This is a genomic window from Algibacter sp. L4_22, from assembly GCF_023473045.1.
Lineage (GTDB): Bacteria > Bacteroidota > Bacteroidia > Flavobacteriales > Flavobacteriaceae > Algibacter.
The window spans coordinates 199,709-214,231 of record NZ_JAMCOK010000001.1 but is presented as its reverse complement, the minus strand read 5'-3'; the positions used below and the strand labels follow the sequence as shown (position 1 = coordinate 214,231).

Here is a 14,523-nt window from a genome sequence, read left to right as displayed (position 1 = left end):
AAATTCGCTCGTGAGAATCGTACAATTTGTTTAAGATTGTGCAAAGATAATCAATAACATTTAGAATATTAAATGCCACTTTACAAAACCATTACGCCAAATTCACAAACTGTTGTTAAAATCTGGAAGATTACAGAGTCTTTTGATGATTTAATGAATTCAATTACTTTAAAACCAGAGACCTTAAAAAGGGTGTTGGGAATGAAGAGTACATTGCACCAACGTGGGTTTTTAAGTGTACGCCACTTACTTGCAGAATTTGGATATGAGGATGCCGATTTATTTTATGATGACAATGGTAAACCACATTTAAAGGATGGTAAAGAAATTTCTATAACACATTCTTTTAATTTTTCGGCGGTAATTATTAGTAGCCATATTATTGGGATTGATATTGAAAAGCAACGTGATAAAATCACGGTGATTGCTCATAAATTTATTGACTATGAGGAAGATTACTTAGATAAAATAGCTGTTGATTATATTAAAAAACTAACCACTGTTTGGTGTGTAAAAGAATCCTTATACAAACTTTTCGCAACGCCCGGTACGAGTTTTAAACAATGTTTTTTGGTGATTCCTTTTGAATTGCAAGATGAAGAAACAATTGCTTGGATTGATTATAAAGAAAAAAAACACCGATATTTAGTTCACTTTTTTGAGTTTGAAGGATTTGTTTGTGCTTTTGCTATTGGAGAATGATAAATATTTATTCTAACATACAAGGCGGTAAAAGGCAACTTGCGGTTTTAATAGATCCTGATAAATTTTTAGTTGAAAAAACAGGTGCTTTTATTGAAAAAATAAACACATCTATAGCTACACATATTTTTGTAGGCGGAAGTATAGTTGATGATTTTGTTACTAATGTTTTAGTCAAAGAAATAAAGAAACACACCAAATTACCCGTAGTTTTATTCCCGGGTGATGTTACTCAAATTACTAAAAAAGCAGATGCTATTTTGTTCTTATCTTTAATTTCTGGGAGAAATCCGGAATATTTAATAGGTAAACATGTGGAAGCAGTTTCAAAATTAAGAGACACGAAATTAGAAATTATTTCAACGGGTTATATTTTAGTTGAAAGCGGAAAGGAAACGGCAGTGCAGCAGGTTACTGAAACGTTGCCAATGCCTGATAAAAATACCCAAAACATTATCGATACCGCGAAAGCAGGTGAGTTGTTAGGTATGAAACTAATATATTTAGAAGCCGGAAGTGGGGCAGATTTTCCTGTTTCGGAAACTATTATTTCAAAAGTAAAAAAGGAAATAGAAATCCCGTTAATAGTTGGTGGTGGTATTCGAAATTTAGAACAATTGGAAAAAGCATATCAATCGGGTGCCGATTTAGTAGTTATTGGTACAGCTTTTGAAGAAGATGAATTGTTCTTTAATGCATTAAAGAAATAAATTAAAGCACGATAATAATTTTTATGAACGCTATTTTCGAATTTTTATTCAAACAATATTCTGGGTATGAAACTATTGATATCGCGCTTGAGGTTGTAGCCATTATTTTTGGTTTGTTCTCTGTTTGGTATTCAAAACAAAATAAAATTTGGGTGTTTCCAACGGGTATGATAAGTACGTTAATCTTTGTTTATTTGCTCTTGAAATGGGAGCTTTTAGGAGATATGATGATAAATGCATATTATTTTATTATGAGCGTTTATGGTTGGTATATTTGGACACGTAAAGTAGACGAAAGTGACGTTACACCTATTTCTAAAACCACGTTTAACGAGAAAAAACTTAGTTTAACTATATTTTTAGCCACTTTAGTATTTGTTTATTTAGTTTACAATGCTTTTGGGAAATGGACGAGTTGGATGGCGTATGTTGATACGCTTACAACAGCGATATTTTTTGTGGGTATGTGGCTTATGGCTAAACGAAAAATTGAAAATTGGTTATTTTGGATTGTGGGAGATATAATTTCAGTGCCATTGTATTTCTATAAAGGATTTACATTTACAAGTTTTCAGTATTTAGTATTTACATTTATTGCCATATTTGGCTATTTAGCATGGAAAAACAATATAAGCAAGAGCCTTCAAACTGTGTAAAAGTAGTTTTATTTGGTCCAGAATCGACAGGGAAAACAACCTTGTCGAGACAATTAGCTAGATACTATAACTCGGTTTGGGTTCCAGAATTTGCACGCGATTATTTGCAAGATAAATGGAATAACGAGCGTAAAACATGCGAAATAGCAGATTTGTTGCCTATTGCTAGAGGCCAAATGAAGTTGGAAAACGATTTGGCTAAAAAGACGGATACCGTATTAATTTGCGATACAGATTTGTTAGAAACCAAAGTGTATTCGGAAGCATATTACTTAGGTAGTTGTGATCCGGATCTTGAAAAATACGCGTTAGAGAATACTTACGATTTGTATTTTTTGACTTATATTGACACGCCTTGGGAAGCAGATGATTTGCGTGACAAGCCAGAACGAAGAGAAGCTATGTTTAAAGCTTTTGAAGATGAATTAGTAAAGAACAAACGACCCTATGTGTTGTTGAAAGGTGATATGAAAACTCGTCTTGAAACAGCTATTAAATATATAGATAACCTTTTAATTAAATAAACAAATGATGTTTTCTGAACAAGATATTCAACAAATTAAAAATAAGGGAATAACTTTAAATCAAGTTGAAGCGCAGGTTTCTCGTATAAAAAATGGGATGACGTATTCTAATTTAATTGCTGCTGGAAATATAGGAAAAGGCATTGAAAGTTATAATGATGCTGAAATTCAGAATTATATAAAAGGGTTTGAAGCGAAACAAAATAGCCTTGATATGGTGAGATTTGTACCAGCTTCCGGTGCGGCAACTAGAATGTTTAAGTTCCTTTTTCAGTTTCTTAAAAACTTTGATGCGAACAAAGAATCTATTGAAGAATACATTGAAAATAAGAATGATAAATTAATAGAAATATTTATTTCTGGCTTAGAAAAACTTCCATTTTATAATGACGTTTTAATAAAAGCAAAATCTATAAATCCTAATTTTGATAGTTTAAATGAAGGTGAAGCTTGTACAGCATTTGTAAAAACGATGCTCGATGAAGATGCTTTAAATTATAGTTTTTTTCCAAAAGGATTATTACCATTTCATAAGTATAACAATGTTGAAGTAACTGCTTTTAGAGAGCATTTGTTAGAATCTACTTTATATGCATCTTCAAATAATAAAGCAAATCTTCATTTTACAGTTTCGGAAAAACATCATAAATATTTTAATGCTGAATTGGATAAAATTAAATCGGCTTTAGAGGAAAAAACAAATACAGTTTTTAATATTTCTTTTTCATATCAAAAAGAAGAAACGGAAACATTAGCTTTAACTACTGATAATGAAATTTACAGAAAAGAAGATGGATCTATTTTGTTTCGCCCAGCGGGTCATGGTGCTTTAATCGAGAATTTAAACGACTTAGATCACGATATTGTTTTTATAAAAAACATTGATAACATTGTTGTTTTCGATGATAATAAAGGTGTTTCGGAGTATAAAAAAATGCTTGGAGGTGTTTTAGTTGAAGCTCAAGAGCGTGCATTTAATTTCTTAAATCAATTAGATGAAGTAGGGGTTTCAGAAGCAGAAATGTTGAAAATAGCTCAGTTTATTACAACCAAAATGAATATCTCTATTGGTGATGAATTTGACGATATGGCTTCCGAAGACAAGAAAAATTACTTGAAAAATAAATTAAATAAACCTATTCGTGTTTGCGGTATGGTTGAAAATGTTGGTGAGCCTGGTGGTGGTCCGTTTTGGGTTAAGGACAAAAACGGAGATGTTTCTTTACAAATTGTTGAGTTTGCTCAAATTGATATAGATAATAAAGCGCAAGCTGAAATTGTTAAGAATGCAACTCATTTTAACCCAACAGATCTAGTTTGTGGTGTTAAAAACTATAAAGGTGAAAAGTTTAATTTATTAAATTATGTTGATCCCGAAGCTGCTTTTATCACTATGAAAACACAAAATGGAACCGATATTCAAGCGTTAGAACTTCCCGGTTTATGGAATGGTAGTATGGCCGATTGGATTACTGTTTTTGTTGAAGTGCCATTGAATACTTTTAGTCCGGTAAAAACGGTTAATGATCTTTTAAAGCCGGAACATCAAGGGTAATATGTTTAATGAAGCAGCGTTAATTCAAGAGTTACAATTTAAAGCGGTGAGAAGTTCGGGTGCGGGCGGACAGCATGTAAACAAAGTATCTTCAAAAATTGAACTGAGCTTCGATTTGGTAAATTCTTTAGTGTTTTCCGAACCTCGAAAAGCACGTTTGTTAATAAAGTTGAAACACCGTTTAACCAAGAACGACGTGCTTTTAATGCAATGCGGAGAGAGTAGAAGTCAGCATAAAAATAAAGAGCTTATTATAAAACGTTTTTTAACGTTAATAAAATCGTCGCTTGTAATTCCGAAAAGGCGAATTGCAACAAAAATTCCAAAATCGGTTATTAGAAAACGATTAAAAAACAAAAAGAACCTTTCTGATAAAAAAGTAAATAGGCGTAAGCCAAATATAGATTGAAAAGAATTGTTTTATTCTTATTGTTAATTCTAAATTGTTATTTACTTTTGCAACGTTCTCAAAAAAGGGGTGCCTAATATCGGCTGAGATCATACCCATTGAACCTAGAACAGGTAATGCTGTTTAGGAAATGTAACATCATGCAAATGGTGCGAATAGTTATGCTAAGCTTGTCTAAGCATTTCGAAAATTAATTAATTTTAAAGAATAATCACCTCTTTTTATTCGATTATAAATATAATCGTAATGAAAAACATTTTTCTTTTTTTAACACTTCTTGTGTTATCAGTCTGTGCAAATGCACAACAAAACCCAGTACAAACAGATTCTACTAAAATAGAAACTCTCGATGAGGTTTTAGTAAAAGCAGTGCGTGTAAATGCCGATTCGCCAATTACACACTCTAATCTTTCTAAAGAACAACTTGCAAAACGTAATTTAGGACAGGATATTCCTACTCTTCTTAATTTTTTACCATCTGTAGTTACTACAAGTGATGCTGGTGCTGGAGTAGGTTATACCAGTATTCGTGTACGGGGAACCGATGGAACACGTGTAAATGTTACTATTAATGGGATTCCTTATAATGATCCTGAAAGTCAAGGATCATTTTTTGTGAATTTAGGAGATTTTGCATCATCTACAGAGAGTTTACAGTTGCAACGTGGTGTTGGTACATCTACTAACGGTTCTGGTGCTTTTGGAGCGAGTTTAAATCTTTTAACCGATGCGTATTCTGATGAAGCTTCAGGTGAAATTTCAAATAGTTTTGGAAGTTTTGGTACACGAAAGCATACCGTGAAACTAAGTACAGGTTTGCTGAATGATCATTTTGAAATTTCTGGTCGTTTTTCAAAATTAAAATCCGATGGCTATGTAGATCGTGCTTTTACAGATTTAAAATCTTATTTTTTACAAGGTGTTTATAAAGATGGTAACACATTAATAAAAGCTTTAACTTTTGGAAATGAAGAGCGAACTTACCAAGCATGGTATGGTTTAACTGCAGATGAACTTAAAGAAGATCGTAGACAAAACCCATATACTTATGATAATGAAACCGATAATTACTGGCAAGATCACTACCAATTACATTGGAATGAGCGTTTTGATAATAACTGGTCTACAAACTTAGGTTTAAACTATACTAAAGGAAAAGGATATTTTGAGCAGTACAAAGCAGAAGAATCTGCTACCGATTTTAATAATTTAATTGAAGAAGATTCGGATGTTATTGTGCGTCGTTGGTTAGATAATAATTTCTACGTTGTTAATGCTAATGTTACTTATAAGAACAATGCGGTTGAGGTTATCACCGGATTATCGTACAGTTCTTATGATGGTGACCATTTTGGAGAAGTTATTTGGGGTAGTGATTTAGCTGCAAACGCAAATATTAGAGATCATTATTACGATGGTGATGCTACTAAAAATGATTTTAGTGTATTCTCTAAGGCAACCGTTAGATTTAGTGATCAACTTATTGGTTTCGTTGATTTACAAGGGCGTTTTGTAGATTATAAAACAGGCGGATTAAATTCTGATAGAGTTGATTTTAATGCAGATGCTAGTTTTAGTTTCTTTAACCCTAAAGTAGGTTTAACTTATAAAAATTCTGAGTTTAGTAGTTTTTACACCTCGTTTGCTATAGCGAATAGAGAACCTAATCGTGATGATTTTGAAGCAGGAGTTACTCAAAACGAAACACTTAAAGATATTGAGTTAGGCTGGCGTTTTAATAAAAATAAAGTGAGTGTAAATTCTAATTTATATTATATGTTTTATAAAAACCAATTAGTTTTAACAGGACAATTGGATGATGTTGGAAGCCCAATTAGAGCAACTAGTGGAAAAAGTTACCGCTTAGGTTTGGAGGTTGATGCTAATATTAGATTTAACAAAATGTTTAGTATAGCCACTAATTTTGCATTGAGTACTAATAAAAACGAGAATTTCAATTCGTCTATAAATGGTGAGGTTGTCGATTTAGGAAGTACAAATATTTCGTTTTCACCAGAAGTTGTTATTGGGAACGCTATTAATTTTTCACCTATAGAAAATTTACAATTATCACTTTTAAGTAAGTTTGTTGGCGAACAGTATATGGGGAATATTGATAATGAAGATTCTGTTTTAAGCGATTATTTTGTAAATGATATAAGTATAAACTACCTTATTAAAACTAACAAAATATTTAAGTCGATTACTTTATCTGCATTAGCAAACAACATATTAAATAGAAAATATGTGTCTAACGGTTATTTCGGATCTTATGATTATGATGATTCTGGAAGTCAAACAGGTACAACTACAGGTTATTACTCAGGGTACTATCCGCAAGCAACTTCTAACTTTTTAGTTGGAGCTACATTAAAGTTTTAATTAAAATATAGATTAGACACTTTTCTGAATCTTGTTAGAGGTTTAGAAAGGTGTTAATTTGAAATAATTAACGTACTCCCGTTTACTTGAACTCTGTAAAATAACAATGTGCAAGGTAAGTCGTTATCACCTAAAGCTTGCCCTGTTACTAAGCTATATTCATTTTTATCATCGCAACCGCAAGTGGCGGTTAAACCAGAATTCACTAAAATAGAGCACGAGCTAGGTATATGGTTTGGGTCTGCAGCATCCCAAGCATAATAATCTACACCAGTACTCGCTACTATAATTCCGCCATTTCCAGCATTAGGTAAATACACCGAGTTTCCTGCAAATTGCAGTTGGCTGTATTGTGGTAAATTTAAGTTAACAACTTCATTTATACTTAAGTCTAGGAGAAATTGGCAGTTAGGATTATCTATCGAGTTATCATTGCAAGAAGTTAAAACTAAGGTAGCTATTAAAAGAAATATGAATCGCATAGTTAAGGGGAAATTGATTTGCAATTTACAACAAAAAGCAAATTGAGTTAATTATTTTGTATATTTGTTTTCGAATCTCGTGTGAACGGGATTTTTTTGTTCCGAATGCTTTAATAATTATTATTAAATTGTATTTCGGAATCTTTTTTTATTAAGTAAACGATGAAGTTATGAGTAAAGTATCTTACTATACACCTGAAGGACTAAAAAGATTAAGAGGCGAGCTTAAACAATTGAAAGATGTTGAGCGTGTAAAGGCATCTAGAGCCATTGCAGAAGCGAGAGATAAGGGCGATTTAAGTGAAAATGCTGAATATGATGCAGCAAAAGAAGCGCAAGGTATGTTAGAAATGAGAATTTCTAAGTTAGAAGATGCGTTAGCTGGCGCTCGTATTATTGATGAGTCACAATTAGATAATTCTAAAGTTTTAGTGTTATGCAAAGTGAAAATTAAAAATCAAACCAATGGTATGGAAATGAATTATACTTTGGTTGCAGATGGTGAAGCAGACTTGGCTACCGGAAAAATATCGGTAAACTCTCCTATCGGAAAAGGTTTATTAGGTAAGTCTGTTGGTGATGTTGCCGAGATTCAAGTGCCAAACGGCGTAATGAAATTCGATATAGTTGAAATTTCTAGATAGAATTATTTTTTTTATTTCCGCGAAAGCGAAACCCTCATTTAAAAAACACACAAATTATGGCATCTATTTTTACTAAAATTATAAACGGAGAACTTCCATGTTACAAAGTAGCAGAAACCGACGATTTTTTAGCGTTTTTAGATGTTAATCCAAATGCAAAAGGCCACACGCTTTGTGTACCTAAGCAGGAGGTTGACAAAATTTTTGATTTAGATGAAGCCACTTATAATGGTTTAATGTCTTTTTCAAGAACAGTAGCATTAGCCCTTGAAAAGGCTGTTCCGTGTAAACGTATTGGTGTTTCTGTTATTGGTTTAGAGGTGCCGCATGCGCATGTACATTTAATACCGTTACAGTCTATGGAAGATGCACGATTTATTCAGAAACAAAAATTATCTACCGAGGAGTTTGTTGCGTTAGCCGAAGCTATTAAGGCAAATTTATAATCTTGTTATAAATTAAAAGACTAACAATTACTGCAACAATAGCAACACCTATCAATGCAAAAATAAGATAAGCCGGCTTTTTAAATTGTCGCGATGTTTTTTTTGGTACAAAAGCTCTTTTTTGATATTCAAAAACACGCTCAATATGCTCATCCCATTGTACGGGATAAATTATAGAATCGCATGTTTTACAGAAAAGCACATGTTTAATCTCGTTTGTAATACGCTTGTAAAATGTAGTTTCAATAAAGCGCTGCTTAAAGGTGAGTTGCATGCCGCCATTACTATAGCATTCTGGGCAATAGTTTTTTAATGCAACTTCTTTTATGGTGATTAGTTTATCTTGTTTCTTCATGAGAGTCGCGTTTTAGAGTTATTAAAAACGTAGTACCTATACCTTTTTCCGATTGTAATACTTTTATTTTTCCGTTGTGGAAATCTTCAATAATACGTCTAGTAAGTGACAATCCAAGTCCCCAACCACGTTTTTTTGTGGTGTAACCCGGCTCAAAAACTTTATTAAAATCCTTTTTTGCAATCCCTTTTCCGGTATCGGTTATGCTTATTTTAACTTGTAGCTCTAATTGCGAAATTTCAATTTTTAGTTTGCCTCGTCCTTTCATGGCATCGATAGCATTTTTAACAAGATTTTCAATCGTCCAGCTATAAAGTTGTTTGTTTATTTTTACGGGAATTGGGTCTACGGGTGTTTTTATTTCAAACTCAATTAACTTGGACGATCTTGATTTTAAGTAATCGAAAGATTCTATAGTTTCTTTTATAATATCGACAGACTCCAGTGTTGGCAACGAACCTATTTTGCTAAAACGTTCTGTAATAGTTTTTAGTCTATCTATGTCTTTTTCAATTTCTACAATATATTCTGGGTTTACTTCTTCTATTTTTAAAATTTCGGTCCAGCCAATTAAAGAGGATAGGGGCGTACCTATTTGGTGTGCGGTTTCCTTTGCCATACCCGACCATAACTTGTTTTGTACCGCGTTTTTATTGCTGCTATAAAAAAAGTAAATCATGGCCGAAAACAGAAAAATAATAAGCAATAAAGCCAGCGGGTAATACTTTAATTTATTAAGCAAAGGAGAATTGCCATAGTAAATGGTGCTAACGATAGTGTCTCCCATTTTTACGTGTTTTGGTGTGTTTTCTTCCTTGAATTTTGCGATTAACTTTTGAACATAAACGGAGTCGGTAACTTTTGTTTCATCAATATTGTTGTAACTTCCTAAGCTGCCGTCTTCATTAATAACAAGCATTGGAGTTGTTTTGTTGCTGCTTAAAATTTTAAGTGTGAGTTCTAAATCTCCATTGGTTTCATCGTTTATAAAATCGGTTTGGGCAAACGACCAATTTTCCATTTTTATACTTTCTTCCTTTTTAAAATGCTGGAAAAACTCGTAGGTATTCCATAAAATTAAGGAAACAATGATAAATGATGTGGCTATCATTACCCAGCGGAAAGCGGCATTATATTTGGTGAAAATCATGCTATAATTAATTGTCAAGTAATATAATGCAAATCTGTTAATATTATTGTTCAAAGTTGTTAGTAAATCTGTTTTTAGTTCCACAAGAGAATAGTTACCTTTGTCCAAATTAAAAACTTAATGGTATCTATAGACCCTAAAAGTGTTGCAACAAGTAAATTGCATAGCTATTTGTTAAGTGCCGTAGCGCCTAGGCCAATAGCGTTTGCAAGCACTGTGGATGCCGATGGGAATCCTAATTTATCACCATTTAGTTTTTTTAATGTGTTTAGCGCAAAGCCGCCAATATTAATTTTTTCGCCAGCTAGACGTGTTAAAGATAATATGGAAAAGCATACATTATTAAATGTAGAAGCGACGAAAGAGGTGGTAATTAATGTGGTTAATTTTGATTTAGTACATCAAATGTCATTATCAAGTACAGAGTATGCCGATGGTGTTAATGAATTTGATAAAGTTGGGTTAACCATGTTGAAATCTGATATTGTGAAACCGTTTCGAGTAGCCGAATCTCCTATACAAATAGAGTGTAAGGTAAATGAAGTTATTAGGTTAGGGGATGAAGGTGGTGCTGGTAATTTGGTGATTTGTGAGGTTGTAAAATTGCATATTGATGATGCTGTTTTAAATGAAGATGATACCATAAATCAAGAAAAGCTTGATTTAGTGGCTAGAGCTGGAGGTAGTTTTTATAGTCGTGCTAAAAACGGTTTTTTTGAAATACCAAAACCAGTTGCAACCAAAGGGGTTGGAGTTGATAATTTTCCTGATCATGTTAAAAACAGCATGGTTCTAACAGGGAACGATTTAGGGATGTTGGGTAATGTTGAAACTTTACCAACAACCGAAAGCGTTGAAACATTTGTTGCCAGTTTAGGATCGAATAACCCGAGCATAAAAACAGCAACGCACAATGAAAAGCATGAGCTTGCTCAATATTATTTAAGTTTGGGTAATGTTGAAGATGCTTGGAGAATATTACTGTCTTAATAGAGGCATTTTAAATTTACGAATACTAATATATATATAAAATGGAAGTTCAAGGAAGAGTAAAAATGGTTGGAGAAACTCAAACGTTCGGTGGAAATGGGTTTAGAAAAAGAGAGATTGTAGTGACAACAGAAGAGCAATATCCACAACACATTATGGTGGAATTTGTACAAGATAAAACAGATTTATTAAATAGTTATAAAGAAGGCCAACAAGTTAAAATTAGCATTAACTTACGTGGTAGAGAATGGGTTAATCCACAAGGAGAAACTAAATATTTTAACTCAATTCAAGGTTGGAGAATTGAAGCAGTGCAAGCAGAAGGTTCTAGTGCAGGTATGCCAGCTGTACCACCTGCAGATGCTTTTGAACCAGCAGGAGATTTAAAAGAAGAAGATCACGACGATTTACCTTTCTAATAAAAATGATTTTGTATTTCTACGAGAGTAGAGATTTTATAAAAAAACCTCAATATTTTATAAAAAATGTTGAGGTTTTTTATTTTTACAATTAATAGAGTCTCGTTAAATTTATTTAAAGGGAACGCTATGTTATAACAGTTGCTAAGTGTATTATTTAAACGAAAACATACAATTTCCCGATGTCTCGGAAGCGTCTCCCGAAGGTGTGCTTGCTATTGGTGGCGATTTATCTGTAGAGCGCTTAATACTTGCTTATAAATCGGGTATTTTTCCTTGGTTTGATGATGCCGAACCTATCGTATGGTGGTCTCCAGATCCGCGTTTTGTTTTATTTCCGGAGAAACTTAAGGTTTCTAAAAGTATGCGGCAAGTTTTAAGAAATTCTGATTTTGTCGTTACTGTAAATAAAGACTTTAGAACTGTAATTACCGAGTGTTCTAAAATGAAACGAGATGGTCAAGCCGGCACTTGGATTACGGAGCATATGATTGATGCCTATGTGGAACTACACGAACAAGGCTTTGCTAAGTCTGTTGAAGTTTGGCAAAACGATACGCTTGTTGCTGGGCTTTACGGAGTTGATTTAGGTAACGGTGTATTTTGTGGAGAAAGTATGTTTACCAAAGTAAGTAATGCTAGTAAAGTTGGCTTTATTACGTTTATTCAAAATACAAATTACAAGCTTATTGACTGCCAGGTTTATACCAATCATTTAGAAAGTTTAGGTGCGGAGGAGGTTGATCGGCAGGTTTTCCTATCATATTTATAATTAGTAAGAATTTTTTTGGTTATTAACTCCACTATTCTTATTTTCGTCGGATATTTTATACGTTTCAACTGTTTTATTGAAAACGCCTTAGTCTAAATCTATACGAGACTCTAATTGAGTGAATTTATTTAATATTAATTTAAATTAAAAAAAATGATTAAAAAATCAATGAAAATGATGGTAGCAGTATGTGCTGCATCTATGTTATTAACATCTTGTTATTCTTATACAAGTGTTGTTGGAAGTGGAGCTAAAGGAAATAGCCAAACAACTAGCTGGAACCATTATGTAATCGGTGGTTTAGCACCAGTTGGTGTTTCAGATTCAAAACAAATGGCTGGTGGAGCAACAGATTATACTGTATTCACAAGACAATCATTTGTTAATGGTTTAATTTCTGCTATAACTTTTGGTATATATACACCAACTACAACTACAGTAACTAAATAATTTAATAAAATTATTATTAGGAAGGCAGGGGGTAAATACCTTGCCTTTCTTTTTAAATCAAAAAAATAAAATGAGAAAAACTATTTTTTATATTTCTATACTTATTGCATTTCTTTTATTGGTGAATGTTTTAGAAATTTTAATAACTTATTTTGAGAGGTTAACTAAATTTGGATTTGGATATTTAACCGGTAAAATAGTTTTATTTATGGTGTTTGCTCTGATAGCCTACTTCACTCGAGAAAAAAAGATTAAGGCTGCTGCCATAAAAAACGAATAGATTTTTAATCCGTTTTATGCTTAAAAAAAAGGCAGTAAATTAAATTACTACCTTTATTGTGGTAAAACTTTTTAAGGACACACACCCTTAAAACACTAACTAATTTACACCTTGCGCATCACCAATAACACGATCTATAAAATCTGTGTTTATATATAGAAGTCTTGCTAGGTTATATAAAACATTAACTTCACTATCATCTATTTCTCCATCGGCATAAGATATAATAGATAAGTCTCTTAATATATTTAGCTTTTGCATAACGGACAGCGCAACATCCAAATCTTTGGTAAGCTGTTGTACTTCTTCAATCATTTCTTGTTCTGTTAATCCTTTTATAGTCATCATACAATTGGCGAAAACTTTAGGAGCAACAATACTACTTAATGCTTGTATTTCAGAATCGTCTACAACACCATCTGCATTCGAAATTAGATAACCACCTAAAAACATTAAGCGTTGTATTTTTTCAGAATGTTCTCCTTCTTCATCTAAATTTTCAGGTTCCATTAAAGACATAATACGTTTAATTTCAACCTCCATAGCTTCTTCTGTAATTTCACCAGAAATAGATTTATTAAAAGCAGCATAAGTCTCGCTTTTATTAAAAAGTTCTAGGGCTTTAATTCTTAAAGGACTAAAAGGATGACTGCTATACCAATCTGAAGGATCTAAATTAGAATCGTTTAAAACTTCTTCTAAATCTACAAATTGTTCGATGTATGCATTTAATTGAAAGTCTAAAGAATCTGTTGTTACACCTGATGATAATTTAAAAAAAGTACGGCCTACAGCTTCAAAGTTTTGGCAACATAATAAACCAGCTCTATCTGCACTTATTTCTGCATTTCTGTTCCATGCATACAATTTCATGGCATGGATTGGTGCTAATTCATTTTCTCCCGTATCTAAAATTTGACGCACTGGATAATCAAAATGCTCAAAAAGTACATGCCCTATTTCATGGCCAACAACAAAAGTTAATTCTTCTTTAGAAAAACGTTCTAAGATTCCTGATGATAAAATAATGTATAATTTATTATCGTCTGGCGGATAGCAAGATGCATTAAAAATATCGCTTTGGTAAACAAAAAATTCAATATCGGCTTTAAGTTTTAATGTATTTTTACAATGCTCTCCTATTTCATGAAGCATTGGTGCTAAGGTTTTTGTTAACCTTAAGCTAGATTTTAATAAATGTTTTCTAGACTTAAATTTACCACTGTTTTTGTTTACTTTTTCTAAAGTTTTTTGAATTAATTCGTCTTGTTGAAAAGCAATAACATAATCTCTATCACCATCATATACTAATAAATTTAAATCTATATCGGTTCTGTTATTGGTGTAAATCTCTGGCTCTTTTTCAGCCACAGCTTTATGGTTTAAAGCATTAATTTCATCGATACGTTTGGTGTATTCTTCTGCTAATTGTGTTGTTATATTCTGAAATAGAATACTTGCTTCTTGTAGCTTTTCATGATTTCCTGAGGTTTGTGCCTCATTTAAATCTGTCATCATTTTTTCTTGAGCTGTATTTATAGCAGCTAAATGTTCTTTTTCTAAATCTGAAAGTGTTTGTGATGTATATGACATAATA

At 32.5% G+C, this 14,523-nt stretch carries 18 protein-coding genes and 1 riboswitch; of the genes, 14 read left to right on the top strand and 4 right to left on the bottom strand.

What is annotated here, in order from left to right:
* The first annotated feature begins 72 nt into the window (after nt 1-72).
* The 7 genes from M4I23_RS00925 to M4I23_RS00895 all read left to right on the top strand — a co-directional run bounded on the left by M4I23_RS00925 (nt 73) and on the right by M4I23_RS00895 (nt 6,938).
* On the top strand, nt 73-702 hold the full coding sequence (locus M4I23_RS00925; protein ID WP_249753127.1) for a 4'-phosphopantetheinyl transferase superfamily protein: 630 nt from the start codon (nt 73-75) through the stop codon (nt 700-702).
* Nucleotides 699-1,412, top strand: coding sequence for a geranylgeranylglyceryl/heptaprenylglyceryl phosphate synthase (locus tag M4I23_RS00920; protein ID WP_158845970.1), 714 nt, complete (start codon nt 699-701; stop codon nt 1,410-1,412). The genes M4I23_RS00925 and M4I23_RS00920 overlap by 4 nt, the downstream gene beginning before the upstream one ends.
* Nucleotides 1,413-1,435: 23 nt before the next feature.
* Nucleotides 1,436-2,068: a nicotinamide riboside transporter PnuC gene (gene pnuC / locus M4I23_RS00915; RefSeq protein ID WP_158845968.1), complete on the top strand. Its 633-nt coding sequence runs from the start codon at nt 1,436-1,438 to the stop codon at nt 2,066-2,068.
* Nucleotides 2,029-2,592 (top strand): AAA family ATPase, encoded by a 564-nt coding sequence (locus tag M4I23_RS00910; RefSeq protein WP_158845966.1) that lies wholly within the window; start codon nt 2,029-2,031, stop codon nt 2,590-2,592. Before pnuC ends, M4I23_RS00910 begins: the two co-directional genes overlap by 40 nt.
* 4 nt (nt 2,593-2,596) lie before the next feature.
* On the top strand, nt 2,597-4,147 hold the full coding sequence (locus tag M4I23_RS00905; RefSeq protein WP_249753126.1) for a DUF4301 family protein: 1,551 nt from the start codon (nt 2,597-2,599) through the stop codon (nt 4,145-4,147).
* Nucleotide 4,148: 1 nt separating this feature from the next.
* Complete coding sequence (gene arfB, locus M4I23_RS00900) at nt 4,149-4,556, top strand: alternative ribosome rescue aminoacyl-tRNA hydrolase ArfB (RefSeq protein WP_158845964.1); 408 nt, start codon at nt 4,149-4,151, stop codon at nt 4,554-4,556.
* 55 nt (nt 4,557-4,611) lie between these two features.
* A riboswitch (TPP riboswitch) is annotated at nt 4,612-4,703 on the top strand.
* A gap of 99 nt (nt 4,704-4,802) precedes the next feature.
* Nucleotides 4,803-6,938 carry a TonB-dependent receptor gene (locus M4I23_RS00895; RefSeq protein ID WP_249753125.1) on the top strand — a complete coding sequence of 712 codons (2,136 nt, stop codon included), beginning with the start codon at nt 4,803-4,805 and terminating at the stop codon, nt 6,936-6,938.
* A 53-nt stretch (nt 6,939-6,991) separates the two neighbouring features.
* Here M4I23_RS00895 and M4I23_RS00890 read toward each other — a convergent pair whose 3' ends face one another.
* Nucleotides 6,992-7,420 carry a hypothetical protein gene (locus M4I23_RS00890; RefSeq protein WP_158845960.1) on the bottom strand — a complete coding sequence of 143 codons (429 nt, stop codon included), beginning with the start codon at nt 7,418-7,420 and terminating at the stop codon, nt 6,992-6,994.
* A gap of 170 nt (nt 7,421-7,590) precedes the next feature.
* Here M4I23_RS00890 and greA point away from each other — a divergent pair, with 170 nt between their 5' ends.
* A complete protein-coding gene (gene greA / locus M4I23_RS00885; protein WP_158845958.1) occupies nt 7,591-8,064 on the top strand; it encodes a transcription elongation factor GreA in 474 nt (157 codons plus the stop codon).
* 56 nt (nt 8,065-8,120) lie between these two features.
* A complete protein-coding gene (locus tag M4I23_RS00880; RefSeq protein ID WP_158845956.1) occupies nt 8,121-8,510 on the top strand; it encodes an HIT family protein in 390 nt (129 codons plus the stop codon).
* Here the strand turns inward: M4I23_RS00880 and M4I23_RS00875 are convergent.
* Nucleotides 8,494-8,865, bottom strand: coding sequence for a hypothetical protein (locus tag M4I23_RS00875; RefSeq protein WP_158845954.1), 372 nt, complete (start codon nt 8,863-8,865; stop codon nt 8,494-8,496). The two genes, M4I23_RS00880 and M4I23_RS00875, sit on opposite strands and share 17 nt — an antisense overlap.
* A complete protein-coding gene (locus M4I23_RS00870) occupies nt 8,849-10,015 on the bottom strand; it encodes a HAMP domain-containing sensor histidine kinase (RefSeq protein ID WP_158845952.1) in 1,167 nt (388 codons plus the stop codon). The genes M4I23_RS00875 and M4I23_RS00870 overlap by 17 nt, the downstream gene beginning before the upstream one ends.
* Nucleotides 10,016-10,135: 120 nt before the next feature.
* On the opposite strand from M4I23_RS00870, the gene M4I23_RS00865 reads away from it, so the two are divergent.
* From M4I23_RS00865 to M4I23_RS00845, 5 genes are all read left to right on the top strand, one after another.
* Entirely contained in the window at nt 10,136-11,005 is an 870-nt protein-coding gene (locus M4I23_RS00865; RefSeq protein WP_249753124.1) for a flavin reductase family protein, read from the top strand.
* Between the two features lie 41 nt (nt 11,006-11,046).
* Complete coding sequence (locus M4I23_RS00860) at nt 11,047-11,424, top strand: DUF3127 domain-containing protein (RefSeq protein ID WP_158845948.1); 378 nt, start codon at nt 11,047-11,049, stop codon at nt 11,422-11,424.
* 148 nt (nt 11,425-11,572) lie between these two features.
* Complete coding sequence (aat, locus tag M4I23_RS00855; protein WP_249753123.1) at nt 11,573-12,196, top strand: leucyl/phenylalanyl-tRNA--protein transferase; 624 nt, start codon at nt 11,573-11,575, stop codon at nt 12,194-12,196.
* A 153-nt stretch (nt 12,197-12,349) separates the two neighbouring features.
* Entirely contained in the window at nt 12,350-12,646 is a 297-nt protein-coding gene (locus M4I23_RS00850; protein WP_249753122.1) for a Bor family protein, read from the top strand.
* Nucleotides 12,647-12,716: 70 nt separating this feature from the next.
* Nucleotides 12,717-12,926: a hypothetical protein gene (locus M4I23_RS00845; protein WP_249753121.1), complete on the top strand. Its 210-nt coding sequence runs from the start codon at nt 12,717-12,719 to the stop codon at nt 12,924-12,926.
* A 99-nt stretch (nt 12,927-13,025) separates the two neighbouring features.
* Here M4I23_RS00845 and M4I23_RS00840 read toward each other — a convergent pair whose 3' ends face one another.
* Nucleotides 13,026-14,519, bottom strand: coding sequence for a M48 family metallopeptidase (locus M4I23_RS00840; protein WP_249753120.1), 1,494 nt, complete (start codon nt 14,517-14,519; stop codon nt 13,026-13,028).
* Between the last annotated feature and the right edge of the window lie 4 nt (nt 14,520-14,523).

What these genes read in the sequence shown, in the direction of transcription:
- M4I23_RS00890 (WP_158845960.1), bottom strand. Translation starts at nt 7,420, where the DNA reads ATGCGATTCATATTTCTTTTAATAGCTACCTTAGTTTTAACTTCTTGC.
- M4I23_RS00845 (WP_249753121.1), top strand. Translation starts at nt 12,717, where the DNA reads ATGAGAAAAACTATTTTTTATATTTCTATACTTATTGCATTTCTTTTA.
- M4I23_RS00870 (WP_158845952.1), bottom strand. Translation starts at nt 10,015, where the DNA reads ATGATTTTCACCAAATATAATGCCGCTTTCCGCTGGGTAATGATAGCC.
- M4I23_RS00910 (WP_158845966.1), top strand. Translation starts at nt 2,029, where the DNA reads ATGGAAAAACAATATAAGCAAGAGCCTTCAAACTGTGTAAAAGTAGTT.
- M4I23_RS00880 (WP_158845956.1), top strand. Translation starts at nt 8,121, where the DNA reads ATGGCATCTATTTTTACTAAAATTATAAACGGAGAACTTCCATGTTAC.
- M4I23_RS00925 (WP_249753127.1), top strand. Translation starts at nt 73, where the DNA reads ATGCCACTTTACAAAACCATTACGCCAAATTCACAAACTGTTGTTAAA.
- arfB (WP_158845964.1), top strand. Translation starts at nt 4,149, where the DNA reads ATGTTTAATGAAGCAGCGTTAATTCAAGAGTTACAATTTAAAGCGGTG.
- M4I23_RS00865 (WP_249753124.1), top strand. Translation starts at nt 10,136, where the DNA reads ATGGTATCTATAGACCCTAAAAGTGTTGCAACAAGTAAATTGCATAGC.
- M4I23_RS00840 (WP_249753120.1), bottom strand. Translation starts at nt 14,519, where the DNA reads ATGTCATATACATCACAAACACTTTCAGATTTAGAAAAAGAACATTTA.
- M4I23_RS00850 (WP_249753122.1), top strand. Translation starts at nt 12,350, where the DNA reads ATGATTAAAAAATCAATGAAAATGATGGTAGCAGTATGTGCTGCATCT.
- pnuC (WP_158845968.1), top strand. Translation starts at nt 1,436, where the DNA reads ATGAACGCTATTTTCGAATTTTTATTCAAACAATATTCTGGGTATGAA.
- M4I23_RS00895 (WP_249753125.1), top strand. Translation starts at nt 4,803, where the DNA reads ATGAAAAACATTTTTCTTTTTTTAACACTTCTTGTGTTATCAGTCTGT.
- M4I23_RS00920 (WP_158845970.1), top strand. Translation starts at nt 699, where the DNA reads ATGATAAATATTTATTCTAACATACAAGGCGGTAAAAGGCAACTTGCG.
- M4I23_RS00905 (WP_249753126.1), top strand. Translation starts at nt 2,597, where the DNA reads ATGATGTTTTCTGAACAAGATATTCAACAAATTAAAAATAAGGGAATA.
- M4I23_RS00875 (WP_158845954.1), bottom strand. Translation starts at nt 8,865, where the DNA reads ATGAAGAAACAAGATAAACTAATCACCATAAAAGAAGTTGCATTAAAA.
- greA (WP_158845958.1), top strand. Translation starts at nt 7,591, where the DNA reads ATGAGTAAAGTATCTTACTATACACCTGAAGGACTAAAAAGATTAAGA.
- M4I23_RS00860 (WP_158845948.1), top strand. Translation starts at nt 11,047, where the DNA reads ATGGAAGTTCAAGGAAGAGTAAAAATGGTTGGAGAAACTCAAACGTTC.